Source organism: Kitasatospora sp. NPDC052896 (assembly GCF_044547075.1).
Taxonomy (GTDB): Bacteria; Actinomycetota; Actinomycetes; order Streptomycetales; family Streptomycetaceae; genus Kitasatospora.
Genome location: NZ_JBITZU010000012.1, coordinates 81,055 through 92,798 on the forward strand (window position 1 = coordinate 81,055; position 11,744 = coordinate 92,798).

The 11,744-nt window shown below is 71.9% G+C and carries 14 protein-coding genes; 10 read left to right on the top strand and 4 right to left on the bottom strand.

Annotated features, from left to right (window positions below; genetic code table 11):
- Window positions 1-113: 113 nt before the first annotated feature.
- Window positions 114-1,466, bottom strand: coding sequence for a nicotinate phosphoribosyltransferase (locus ACIGXM_RS23350; RefSeq protein WP_396563870.1), 1,353 nt, complete (start codon window positions 1,464-1,466; stop codon window positions 114-116).
- A 149-nt stretch (window positions 1,467-1,615) separates the two neighbouring features.
- On the opposite strand from ACIGXM_RS23350, the gene clpS reads away from it, so the two are divergent.
- From clpS to ACIGXM_RS23385, 7 genes are all read left to right on the top strand, one after another.
- On the top strand, window positions 1,616-1,909 hold the full coding sequence (gene clpS / locus ACIGXM_RS23355) for an ATP-dependent Clp protease adapter ClpS (RefSeq protein ID WP_396563872.1): 294 nt from the start codon (window positions 1,616-1,618) through the stop codon (window positions 1,907-1,909).
- Window positions 1,910-1,967: 58 nt separating this feature from the next.
- Complete coding sequence (locus ACIGXM_RS23360) at window positions 1,968-2,543, top strand: DUF2017 domain-containing protein (RefSeq protein WP_396563874.1); 576 nt, start codon at window positions 1,968-1,970, stop codon at window positions 2,541-2,543.
- A gap of 125 nt (window positions 2,544-2,668) precedes the next feature.
- The gene (locus tag ACIGXM_RS23365) at window positions 2,669-4,120 is read left to right on the top strand and encodes an amino acid permease (protein WP_396563876.1); all 1,452 of its coding nucleotides are present in this window, start codon (window positions 2,669-2,671) and stop codon (window positions 4,118-4,120) included.
- Window positions 4,121-4,133: 13 nt separating this feature from the next.
- Entirely contained in the window at window positions 4,134-4,565 is a 432-nt protein-coding gene (locus ACIGXM_RS23370) for a Mov34/MPN/PAD-1 family protein (protein WP_396563878.1), read from the top strand.
- Between the two features lie 119 nt (window positions 4,566-4,684).
- Window positions 4,685-4,789: a putative leader peptide gene (locus ACIGXM_RS23375; protein WP_396563879.1), complete on the top strand. Its 105-nt coding sequence runs from the start codon at window positions 4,685-4,687 to the stop codon at window positions 4,787-4,789.
- 106 nt (window positions 4,790-4,895) lie between these two features.
- Window positions 4,896-5,174: a MoaD/ThiS family protein gene (locus tag ACIGXM_RS23380; protein ID WP_396563881.1), complete on the top strand. Its 279-nt coding sequence runs from the start codon at window positions 4,896-4,898 to the stop codon at window positions 5,172-5,174.
- Window positions 5,174-6,142 (top strand): PLP-dependent cysteine synthase family protein, encoded by a 969-nt coding sequence (locus ACIGXM_RS23385; protein WP_396563883.1) that lies wholly within the window; start codon window positions 5,174-5,176, stop codon window positions 6,140-6,142. Before ACIGXM_RS23380 ends, ACIGXM_RS23385 begins: the two co-directional genes overlap by 1 nt.
- 30 nt (window positions 6,143-6,172) lie before the next feature.
- Here the strand turns inward: ACIGXM_RS23385 and ACIGXM_RS23390 are convergent, their stop codons facing one another.
- Window positions 6,173-6,619, bottom strand: a complete 447-nt coding sequence (locus tag ACIGXM_RS23390; protein ID WP_396564040.1) for a type II toxin-antitoxin system PemK/MazF family toxin — start codon at window positions 6,617-6,619, stop codon at window positions 6,173-6,175.
- Between the two features lie 225 nt (window positions 6,620-6,844).
- On the opposite strand from ACIGXM_RS23390, the gene ACIGXM_RS23395 reads away from it, so the two are divergent.
- On the top strand, window positions 6,845-7,039 hold the full coding sequence (locus tag ACIGXM_RS23395) for a MerR family transcriptional regulator (protein ID WP_396563885.1): 195 nt from the start codon (window positions 6,845-6,847) through the stop codon (window positions 7,037-7,039).
- Between the two features lie 266 nt (window positions 7,040-7,305).
- Entirely contained in the window at window positions 7,306-8,052 is a 747-nt protein-coding gene (locus tag ACIGXM_RS23400; RefSeq protein WP_396563887.1) for an MBL fold metallo-hydrolase, read from the top strand.
- Between the two features lie 87 nt (window positions 8,053-8,139).
- Here ACIGXM_RS23400 and ACIGXM_RS23405 read toward each other — a convergent pair whose 3' ends face one another.
- Complete coding sequence (locus tag ACIGXM_RS23405) at window positions 8,140-9,423, bottom strand: PTS transporter subunit EIIC (RefSeq protein ID WP_396563889.1); 1,284 nt, start codon at window positions 9,421-9,423, stop codon at window positions 8,140-8,142.
- A 230-nt stretch (window positions 9,424-9,653) separates the two neighbouring features.
- Window positions 9,654-10,916, bottom strand: a complete 1,263-nt coding sequence (locus tag ACIGXM_RS23410; protein WP_396563891.1) for a PTS transporter subunit EIIC — start codon at window positions 10,914-10,916, stop codon at window positions 9,654-9,656.
- Window positions 10,917-11,305: 389 nt separating this feature from the next.
- Here ACIGXM_RS23410 and ACIGXM_RS23415 point away from each other — a divergent pair, with 389 nt between their 5' ends.
- Complete coding sequence (locus ACIGXM_RS23415) at window positions 11,306-11,539, top strand: glucose PTS transporter subunit EIIB (RefSeq protein WP_396563893.1); 234 nt, start codon at window positions 11,306-11,308, stop codon at window positions 11,537-11,539.
- The last annotated feature ends 205 nt before the right edge of the window (window positions 11,540-11,744 follow it).

Below are 11,744 nucleotides of genomic sequence, written 5' to 3' on the forward strand. Positions count from 1 at the left end.
CGGAGTCACGGCAGTCATAGGGAGTGGAGAGTGGCCACTCTAGGGAGTGCGGGGGAGGGACGAAAGGGGAGGGACGGCCCGGGCCCGTGGCGGCCCGGGACGTCCGGGCGGGTTCAGCCCAGCACCAGCTCGGTGGGGATCACCGGCTCGCCCTTGGAGAGCTGGGTGGCCGAGAGCGGCAGGGTGGCCCGGGCGCGCAGGTGGCGTTCCCGCGCGGCGGCCAGCGGCTCGCGCCCGACCACCTCGCCGCCGCTCACCAGCGGCACGTGCAGGGTGTGCGCCGCCAGCTCGATCGGCACCGGCCCGGTGCCGACCACCTCGGTCTCGGCCACCCCGTCCCGGTCCGGGCGCCGGGCGGCCCACTTGCGTCCGCCCAGGCTGCTCTTGGCCCCCGCCGAGCGCTTGGCCACCGGAACCAGCGGCGCGTCCGGGTCGGCCGAGCCGGCCCGGGCGACCAGCTTGTAGACCATCGCGCAGGTCGGGTGGCCGCTGCCGGTGACCAGGCTGGTGCCGACCCCGTAGCCGTCCACCGGGGCGGCGGCCAGCGCGGCGATCGCGTACTCGTCGAGGTCGGAGGTGACGATGATCCGGGTCTTGTGGGCGCCCAGCTCGTCCAACTGGCGGCGTACCCGGTGGGCCAGCAGGGTCAGGTCGCCGGAGTCGATCCGGACCGCGCCCAGCTCGGGGCCGGCCACCTCGACGGCGGTGCGCACCGCCTCGGCCAGGTCGTAGGTGTCCACCAGCAGGGTGGTGCCGGTGCCCATCGAAGCCAGCTGGGCGGTGAAGGCGTCGCGCTCGCTGTCGTGCAGCAGGGTGAAGGCGTGCGCGGCGGTACCGGTGGTCGGGATGCCGTGGGTGAAACCGGCGGCGAGGTCCGAGGTGGCGGCGAAGCCGGCCAGGTAGGCGGCCCGGGCGGCGGCCACCGCGGCGCCCTCGTGCGCCCGCCGGGCGCCCATCTCGATGCACGGACGGTCACCGGCGGCGGCGGTCATCCGGGAGGCGGCGGCGGCGATCGCGGAGTCGAAGTTGAGGATGGAGAGGATCACCGTCTCCAGGATCACCGCCTCGGCGAAGCTGCCCTCGACGGTCAGCAGCGGGGAGCCGGGGAAGTAGACCTCGCCCTCGGGGTAGCCGTGGATGTCACCGGTGAAGCGGTAGTCCGCCAGCCAGCGCAGGGTTTCGTCGTCCACCACCTTCTGGTCGGCGAGCCAGTCCAGCCGGGTGGTGTCGAAGCGGAAGTTCTCCACCGCGTCCAGCACCCGCCCGGTGCCCGCCAGCACGCCGTACCGGCGGCCGTCCGGCAGCCGCCGGGTGAAGACCTCGAAGACCGAGCGGCGGTGGGCGGCTCCACTGCGCAGGGCGGCCTGCAGCATGGTCAGCTCGTAACGGTCGGTGAGCAGCGCGGTCGAACCGGCTGCCGGCGCAGTGGGGATGGCCGACTGCGCCGCGGGTGACGTGGCGTCCATGAGGATGATGTTACTACCACTTAACGTCAGTCTGACGATTTCTGGCCGGGAAGTCGGGCCGGAATCGCTCCCCGGTCCCCCGGATGGCAGCATGGGAGGTCAGAGGAGCCTTACCGTCCCCGACGCATGCCCAACGAGGAGAGACAGCCGTGAGTGTCGCGCCGGCCGAGATCGAACGCCCCGAGGCCGAGAGCCTCCCGGTCGTGGACCCGGACACTCCGTGGGTGACGATCGTCCACAACGATCCGGTGAACCTGATGAGCTATGTCCTCTACGTCTTCCAGGCCTACTTCGGCTACCCGAAGGAGAAGGCCCGCAAGCTGATGATGGACGTTCACACCCGCGGCCGGGCGGTGGTCTCCAGCGGCTCCCGCGAGGAGATGGAACGCGATGTCCAGGCGATGCACGGCTACGGCCTCTGGGCCACCCTGCAGCACGACTGACCGGCCCCACCGCACCACGCACCGCACGAGACCGCTTACCGAAACGGGTTACTGACTGATGGCTGGGTTGTTCGAGGGGACCGGCGACGGCGGCGCGGCGATCGCGCTGGAGGAGGTGGAGGCCGCGATCCTCCGCTCGCTGGAAGTGCAGATGCTGGAACTGATCGGGCCCGGCCCGGGCGGCGCGGGGGACGACCCGCTGGCCGCGCTCTTCGCGGAGGGTCCCACCGAGGCCCCCGCCGACCCGGCGCTGGCCCGGCTCTTCCCCGACGCCTACGGCGAGCCGGGCGCCCCCGCGGATCCGACGACCAAGGCCGCGGCCGGCGAGTTCCGCCGCTACACCGAGCCCGACCTGCGCACCCGCAAGCGGGAGGACGCCCTGCTGGTGGTCCGGGCGCTGGACGGCCTGGGCGGCGAGGGCGGGGTGATCCGTCCGGCCGCCGCCGACTGCCCGCGCTGGCTCGGCGCGCTCAACGACCTGCGGCTCACCCTGGGCGCCCGGCTGGAGATCACCGAGGAGGACGAGCAGCGCCTCTACGACCTGCCGGACAGCGACCCGCGCAAGCCGCTGGTGATGGCCTACCTCTGGCTCGGCGCGATGCAGGAGTCGCTGCTGGAGGCGATGACCGGCTGAACCCCCGGTCGTCGCCGGGACGGTCGACGGCACGTCCGCTGAGCGGTCCAATCTGCACCGCTCCCCGGGTAACGCCGTGGTACGACTGCCTGACCTGCATCCCGGCGACGCGAGGACGGTGGCCGATGGCCCAGCCGACCGGCTACGACGAAGTGACGGACCCCCAGCCGGACGAGGAGGGGTACGAGCGCGGGCTGGGCAGCCGGCAGATCCAGATGATCGCGATCGGCGGCGCCATCGGCACCGGGCTCTTCCTGGGCGCGGGCAGCGCGATCGCCCAGGCCGGCCCGAGCCTCGTCCTGGCGTACGCGGTGGCCGGCGTGGTGATCTTCGTGATCATGCGGGCGCTGGGCGAACTGCTCACCTACCGCCCGGTCTCCGGCAGCTTCTCCGAGTACGCCCGGGAGTTCCTCGGCCCGTTCGCCGGCTTCGTCACCGGCTGGACGTACTGGCTGTTCTGGGTGGTCACCGGGATGGCCGAGACCACCGCCGCCGCGGTGTACGTCAGGTTCTGGGACCCCGACGTCCCGCAGTGGAGCAGCGCGCTCTGCTTCCTGGTGCTGCTCTACGCCGCCAACCTGATCTCGGTGAAGCTCTTCGGCGAGATCGAGTTCTGGTTCTCGATGGTCAAGGTGACCGCGATCGTCGCGATGATCCTGATCGGCCTCGGGGTGCTGATCTTCGGCTTCAGCAGGGCCGGTGACACCGCGTCGGTCACCCTGCTGTGGCGGCAGGGCGGTTTCTTCCCGCGCGGGGTCGGGAGGACCCTGCTCACCCTGCAGATCGTCATGTTCGCCTACCTCGGCGTCGAGCTGGTCGGCGTCACCGCCGGCGAGAGCCAGGACCCGGCGCGGACCCTGCCCCGGGCGATCAACACCCTGCCGCTGCGGATCGTGCTCTTCTACGTGCTGTCGCTCGCGGTGATCCTCTCGCTGGTGCCGTGGACCGACTTCCACCCCGGGATCAGCCCGTTCGTGGCCGCCTTCGGCAAGGTCGGCATCCCGGCGGCGGCCGGGATCATCAACTTCGTGGTGCTCACCGCCGCGCTCTCCTCCTGCAACTCCGGGATGTACTCCACCGGTCGGATGCTGCGCGACCTCTCGCTGCGCGGCCAGGCACCGAGCCGTGTGGCGGACCTGAACCGGCGTCGCACCCCGGCCCCGGCGATCACCGTCTCCGCGCTGCTGATGGGCCTGGGCGTGGTGCTCAACGCGATCGCCCCGGGTCGGGCCTTCGACTACATCACCGCGGTCGCCACCGTCTGCGGCCTGTGGACCTGGGGGATCATCCTGCTCTGCCAGCTGCGCTACCGGGCCTCCTGGCAGGGCGGCCACCTGCCGCCGCCGACCTTCCGGGCGCCGGCCGGGCGGTGGAGCAGCTGGGCGGCGCTCGCGTTCCTGGTGCTGGTGCTGGTGCTGATCGGCTTCGACCGGGAGAGCCGGATCTCGCTCTACGTCTTCCCGGTCTGGGGGGTGCTGCTGGTGATCGGCTATCAGGTGCTCCGGCGGATCCGTCCGGAGGCGGTGCAGGGCCGGCCGCACGACCACCTGCACGTCAAGGTCGGTCCACCGGCCTGACTATCCTGGCCGCATGCTGACCATCACCCGAGAGCTGCACGACGCGATCGTGGCCCACGCCCGCGCCGACCACCCGGACGAGGCCTGCGGCGTGGTCGCCGGTCCGGCCGGCAGCGGGCGGCCCGAGCGGTTCGTTCCGATGCTCAACGCGGCCCGCTCGCCCACCTTCTACGAGTTCGACTCGGCCGACCTGCTGAAGCTCTACCGCGAGATGGACGACCGGGACGAGGAGCCGGTGATCGTCTACCACTCGCACACCGCGACCGAGGCCTACCCCTCGCGCACCGACGTCAGCTACGCCTCCGAACCGAACGCGCACTACGTGCTGGTCTCCACGGCCGAGGGGAACGGGCCGGGCGACCCGTTCGAGTTCCGTTCGTTCCGCATCGTGGACGGTGTGATCACAGAGGAAGACGTCGAGGTCGTCGGCGCCCCCCTCGCCTGAGCCGCGCGGCTCGCCGCCGGCTGGCGGCGAGCCGGTGCCGTCTCATTTCCCGACACGGAACCATCCAGTCAGCGAGACGGACATGACGGAACAGGGCCGGGAATCGATACGATGAGCCCATGCGTTCCGTCGATGTGAGCACCCAGGCCCCGGGCATCCGCCTCGTGGCGCGCCTGCACATCGACCTGTGCCGGCACGCCGCGGCGATCTGTCCCGAAGCCTGAGCCGCCCAGGCCGGCCCCGGCCGGCGCGCGGCAGCACCGACGCCCCAGAAGTCTCCGCCCCGGCCGCGCCCCGCGGCCCCACCCACATCTGCACAGGAGCGCAGCCATGGCCATCGAGGTCCGCATCCCGACCATCCTCCGCACGTACACCGACGGCGCCAAGGCCGTCGAGGGCAACGGCGCCACCCTTCGGGAGCTCTTCGCCGACCTCGACGCCCGCCACCCGGGCATCGCCGAGCGCCTGCTGGACTCCGGCGAGCTGCGCCGCTTCGTCAACGTCTACCTGAACGACGAGGACGTCCGCTTCCTGGACGGCGTCGCCACCGAGGTGGCCGACGGCGACAGCGTCACCATCCTCCCGGCCGTGGCCGGCGGCGCCCGGTAATGCGTTACGACAGCCCGCTCGCCGCCGTCGGCAACACGCCCCTGGTGCGGTTGCCGAGGCTCTCCGCGGCCGTTCCCGGCAACGGGGACGGGCTGGTCACCCTCTGGGCCAAGCTGGAGGACCGCAACCCGACCGGCTCGATCAAGGACCGGCCGGCGCTGCACATGATCGAGCGGGCCGAGGCCGCCGGCCGGCTCACCCCCGGCTGCACCATCCTGGAGCCGACCAGCGGCAACACCGGCATCTCGCTCGCCATGGCGGCCAAGCTCAAGGGCTACCGGATGGTCTGCGTGATGCCGGAGAACACCAGCGAGGAGCGGCGCGAGCTGCTGCGGATGTGGGGCGCCGAGGTGATCGCCTCGCCGGCCGCGGGCGGTTCCAACACCGCGGTGCGGGTGGCCAAGGAGCTGGCCGCCGAGCACCCCGACTGGGTGATGCTCTACCAGTACGGCAACCCGGACAACGCGGGCGCGCACTACGCCACCACCGGCCCGGAGATCCTCGCCGACCTGCCCACGGTCACCCACTTCGTGGCCGGGCTGGGCACCACCGGCACCCTGATGGGCGTCGGCCGTTTCCTGCGCGAGAAGGTCCCGGGCGTGCAGATCGTCGCCGCCGAGCCGCGCTACGACGACCTGGTCTACGGGTTGCGCAACCTCGACGAGGGCTTCGTGCCGGAGCTGTACGACGCCGAGGTGCTCACCACCCGGTACAGCGTCGGCTCGGCCGACGCGGTCCGCCGCACCCGCGAACTCCTCGCCGAGGAGGGCATCTTCGCCGGCGTCTCGTCCGGCGCGATCCTGCACGCCGCGCTCGGCGTCGGTCGCCGGGCGGCGCAGGCCGGGGAGCGGGCGGACATCGTCTTCGTGGTCGCCGACGGCGGCTGGAAGTACCTGTCCACCGGGATCTACACCGCCGAGACGACCGAGGCCGCGGTCGAGGCGCTGCAGGGCCAGCTCTGGGCCTGAGTCCCCGGGGGGCCAGCGCCCTGGGGCCGGTCAGCGCAGGGCGCGTTGGGCGCGGGCCCAGGTCCGTTCGTCCAGCGGCCCGACCCGGCGCCGGAAGGCACCGAGCGGGACCTCGCGCAGCTCGTCGGTCTCCAGCCAGCTGGCCCGCTGCTGCCGGTCGCCGACCGCGCCCGGTGGCAGCGCCAGCACGCCCGGGCGCTCGGCGTGGTGCTTGCTGGTGATCTTGACGACGGTCGCCGTCCGCCCGTGCACCCGCAGCACCAGGCACGGGCGGTCCTTGGAGCCCGGGCCGTCCTCGAACGGGACGTCGGCCCACCAGATCTCCCGCGCGGCGACCCCGCCGGCCGCCCGCGGTCGGGGCGCGGACGGCCGGGGCCGCTCGGGGGCCGGCCGCCGCCCGGGCCGCCGCCGCAGCCGGTCGGCCAGCCAGGCCAGCGCCGCCACCACGGCCGCCGCCAGGATCCACACGAGGTCCAGGTGTTTCATGCGATGACCGTACCGGCTGTGACAGTTGAGACTTAATCCGTCTGCTGTTGCCGGTCTGTCACGGAACCATGACGGGCCCGGTCGGGCGCCCGCCGGCCTGCGCCGCGCCGGAAAGGCTGATCGCGCACCGGGACCCGGCCGACGGACCGTCAACCCCGCCCTGGTCCGGCCCCCGCCCGCGTGCCTCGCGAGCCCGAGACCCGGAGGTGGCACGAGATGAGCCCGCGCAACGCCGAGGTGTGGTCCTACCCCGAGATCGCCCGCCACATCGGCGTCCAGGTGGACACCGTTCGCAACTACCGCCGGCACGGCCTGCTGCCCGAGCCCGACTTCGTCGACAAGGCGGGCCACCCGCGCTGGTACGCGGAGACCGTCCAGGCCTGGGCCCGCCGGCGGCCGGGGCACCGTTGAGCGGGCCGGGGCGCGCTCTCCCGCCCTGCTCCCGCCCGCGGCGCTCTTCTCCGCCCTCCCACGGCGCTCTTCTCCGCCCGCCCACGGCGCTCTTCCCCGCCCTCCCGCCCCGTTCTGGTGATTCCAGCCACAGCGCGGCACGGGGACGGGGGCAAAGTGCCCCGCCGCCCTTACTCTCGACACGCGAACGCAGCGCCTACTTGCGGGTGTGACCCTCGGGTGAGAGAGGCTCGCACGCGCCCAGGGATCCGGCGGAGGGGCTCGGGATGAAACTGACTGTGGTGGGGTGCTCGGGCAGCTTCCCGTCCCCCGAATCGCCCTGCTCCAGCTACCTGGTCGAGGCCGACGGCTACCGCCTGGTGCTGGACCTCGGCAACGGCGCGCTCGGCGCCCTGCAGGCCCACACCAGCCTCTACGAGGTGGACGCGGTCGCACTCAGCCACCTGCACGCCGACCACTGCATCGACCTCTGTGCCTACTGGGTGGCCCGGAACTACCGCGAGGGCGGCCGTCCCGAGCAGCTGCCGGTGTACGGCCCGGCGGACACGCCCGGCCGGCTGGCCCGGGCCTACGACATGCCGGAGGACCCGGGGATGGGCGAGGTCTTCGACTTCCGCACGCTGACCGCCGGCAGCTACCGGCTCGGCCCGCTCTCGGTCACCACCGTGCTGGTCAACCACCCGGTCGAGGCGTACGCCTTCCGGATCGAGCACGAGGGGCGTTCACTGGTCTACTCCGGCGACACCGGGGAGTCCGCGGCGCTGGTGGAGCTGGCTCGGGACGCCGACCTGTTCCTCTGCGAGGCGGCCTTCACGGACGGCAAGGAGACCTTCCGCGGCATCCACCTGAACGGCCGGGAGGCCGGCGAGCACGCGGCGGCGGCGGGCGTCCGGCGGCTGGTGCTCACCCACATCCCGCCGTGGACCGACCCGGAGCGCAACCTGCGGGACGCCGAGGCCGCCTACGCCGGTCCCGTCGAGGTGGCCAAGGCCGGCGCGGTCTACGAGGTCTGAGCGGCGCCGAACAGCGGCACGGACGAACGGACGGGAGGCGCCGACCCCCCGTGGGCCGGCGCCTCCCGTCGTCCGTGCGGACCTGGATCAGGCCTTGGTGGTGTCCTCGATCTCGTCGTCGTCCTCGCGACCCGGGGTCTTGAGGTCGAACTTGGTGATCGCGAAGCGGAAGAGCACGTAGTAGATCGCCGCGAAGACCACGCCGATCGGCAGGATCATCCACTGGTTGTGGCCGTGGCTCCAGCCGAGCACCAGGTCGATCAGGCCGGCCGAGAAGGTGAAGCCGAGGTGCACGCCGAGCGCCCAGGTCACGGCCATCGAGACCGCGGTCAGCACGACGTGGATGACGTAGAGGATCGGCGCGATGAAGACGAAGGAGAACTCGATCGGCTCGGTGACACCGGTCACGAAGGAGGTCAGCGCCAGCGAGAGCATCATGCCGGTGACGGCCTTGCGGCGCTCCGGCTTGGCGCAGTGCGCGATGGCCAGTGCGGCGGCGGGCAGCGCGAACATCATGATCGGGAAGAAGCCCGACATGAATTGGCCGGCGTGCGGGTCACCGGCCAGGTAGCGGGTGAGGTCGCCGTGCACGACCGTGCCGTCCGGCTTGGTGTAGTCACCGGCCTGGAACCAGGCGTAGGAGTTCACGAACTGGTGCATGCCGATCGGCAGCAGGCCACGGTTGACCAGCCCGAACGCCCCGGCGCCGAGCGCACCCGCGCCGATCAGGGTGTTGTTGAGGTGGCCGATGGCGTTGCCGACCGGGCCCCAGAACTCGGCGAAGAGCACGCCGACCGCGGTGCCGACGAAGGCCATGATGATCGGGACCAGCCGGCGGCCGTTGAAGAAGCCGAGCCAGTCGACCAGCTTGGTGCGGTGGAAGCGCTGCCAGAGCACCGCGCCGAGCAGGCCGATCACGATGCCGCCGAGGACGCCCGGGTTCTGGTAGGTCGCCTCGACCACCTTGCCGTCGGCCACGTGCGCCGGGGAGATCGGGAAGGCCTGCAGCACCTTGCTGTAGACCAGGAAGCCGACCACGGTGGCGAGCGCGGTGGAGCCGTCCGCCTTCTTCGCGAAGCCGATCGCGATGCCGATGGCGAACAGCAGCGGCAGGCCGAAGCTGGTGTCCAGCAGCGATCCGCCGGCCATGCTGAAGACCGAGGCAACCTTGTCCCAGCCGAGGCCGTCCTTGCCGAAGACGTCGTCCTGGCCGAGCCGGAGCAGGATGCCCGCGGCCGGCAGCACGGCGATCGGCAGCTGGAGGCTGCGGCCCATCTTCTGCAGGCCCTGCAGGGTGTTCTGGCCGAGCTGCTTCAACGGGGACGGGCCCGGCGACGTGGCGGGCGCCGATGCCTGCGCAGTCGTACTCATGGGGTGGTTCCTTACGGCAGGGCGGGTCGGGCGGGGTGCGCTCCGGGGCCGACGCGCGAACTGGTCTACACCACTAGTGGTGTAGACCAGTTTTCTAACACGGCCCGGGAGGGGGTTGGAACCCCTGGCGGTCCCATGGGTGGGAAGTGCTATGAAATCGAAATCTTGCTGTGGATTAATGATCTTCGCGGCCCATTGGTCTACACCAGGGTATTAAGTCCCCTCCTCCGTCAGTCCTTGGTGACGTCCTCCCGCACCTCCTCCGGCTCGCGGCCCGGGGTGAGCAGGTCCAGTCGGGTGATCAGGAACCGGAAGAGCGCGTAGTAGACGGCCGCGAAACCGGCCCCGATCGGAATGATCAGCCAGGGCTTGGTGGCCAGGCTCCAGTTGATCAGGTAGTCGATCAGGCCGGCCGAGAAGCTGAAGCCGTCGTGCACGCCGAGCGCCCAGGTGACCGCCATGGACAGGCCGGTGAGCAGCGCGTGGATCACGTACAGCACCGGCGCGACGTAGAGGAAGGAGTACTCGACCGGCTCGGTGACCCCGGTCACGAAGGAGGTCAGCGCGACCGAGGTCATCAGGCCCGTGATCTCCTTGCGCCGGCCCGGCTCGGCGCAGTGCGCCATGGCCAGTGCGGCGGCCGGCAGCGCGAACATCATGATCGGGAAGAACCCGGAGGTGAACTGCCCGGCCGTCGGGTCGCCGGCCAGGAACCGGTTGACGTCACCGTTGACCACCGTGCCGTCCGGCTTGGTGTAGCTGCCGTACTGGAAGAAGAGGAAGGTGTTGAGGAACTGGTGCATGCCGACCACCAGCAGGCCCCGGTTGGTCACGCCGAAGATTCCCGAGCCGGTCGGGCCCAGGTCGGTCAGCCACCGGCTGAAGTCGGTCAGCCCGCGCCCGACCGGCGGCCAGACGAAGAGGCAGAGCACGGCGAAGACGGTGCCCACGAAGGCCATGATCATCGGGACCAGCCGGCGGCCGTTGAAGAAGCCGAGCCAGTCGACCAGCTTGGTCCGGTGGAACCGCACCCAGCAGCGGGCGGCCAGCAGGCCGATCACGATGCCGCCGAACACCCCGGGGTTCTGGTAGCTCGGGGACGTGCCGGCCGGCCGCACCGGGAACTGGTGCAGGACGTTGTAGTAGACCAGGAAGCCGGCCACGGCGGCGAGCGCGGTCGAGCCGTCCGCCTTCCTGGCCATCCCGATCGCCACCCCGACGCAGAACAGCAGCGGCAGCCCGAGCGAGGAGTCCAGCAGCGCGCCGCCGGCCCCGGCCAGCACCTTGGCGACGTCGGGCCAGTCGGCGATCCGGCCGCCCGGCCCGAAGACGTCCGGCTGGCCGAGCCGGTTGAGGATGCCGGCCGCGGGCAGCACGGCGACCGGCAGCTGGAGGCTGCGGCCCATCTTCTGCAGCCCGCCGTAGAAGCCCTGCCACCACTGCTTCTCCGGACGGCCCCGCGCCGTAGGCGCGGCATCCGCCGAACCCGTCATCGTGCCTCCGCTGCCTCTCGGGGCGGTCGGGGAACTACCGGCGGCCGGCCGCGCGTTTGGGGAGTGCAGTCGCGGTGGTGTAGACCAGTGGTGTAGACCGGCTGTGGACAGCCGCGCGTGCGCACGAGGACCCGAATCCCACTCACCGTCATCCTGGGAGGAGGAGCCGGTGCCCGCGCGTGGAACTGCGCCAATCGTGGTCTAGCGTGGCGGATCGGAGCGAACCGGGCGATGCTGGTCGCGCCGGTGCACGACCGGGCGGCTGAGCCCGTGTCACCCCCCCACGCGCCGCCACGCGGCACCGCGTCACACGGCACCGCGCCACACGGCACAGAGGCAGGACGGCCTCCGGCAGAGCAGCCGGTGCGCCGGGACAGAGGGAGAAGGACATGGCCAGCAAGGCTGAGAAGATCGTCGCCGGCCTCGGCGGCATCGACAACATCGAAGAGGTCGAGGGCTGCATCACCCGCCTGCGGACCGAGGTCAGGGACGCCTCCCTCATCGACGAAGCCGCGCTGAAGGCCGCGGGCGCCCACGGCGTCGTCAAGATGGGCACCGCGATCCAGGTCGTCATCGGCACCGACGCCGACCCGATCGCGGGCGAGATCGAGGACATGATGTGACCGTGGGTGTGAACTGACCCACACCGGCTGATCCACACCGGCGACGGCCCGTCACCGCAGCGGCGGTGGCGGGCCGTCGCCGGCGCCGGCGCCCGCGGGCCCCGGGGGCGGGACGTCCGGGCCGGCCGGGCCGGCTCCGCGCCGGCGCGATTTCACCCATCGACGGCCCCCACCCCCCCCCCCCACGCCCGGGGCGGGGGGCGGC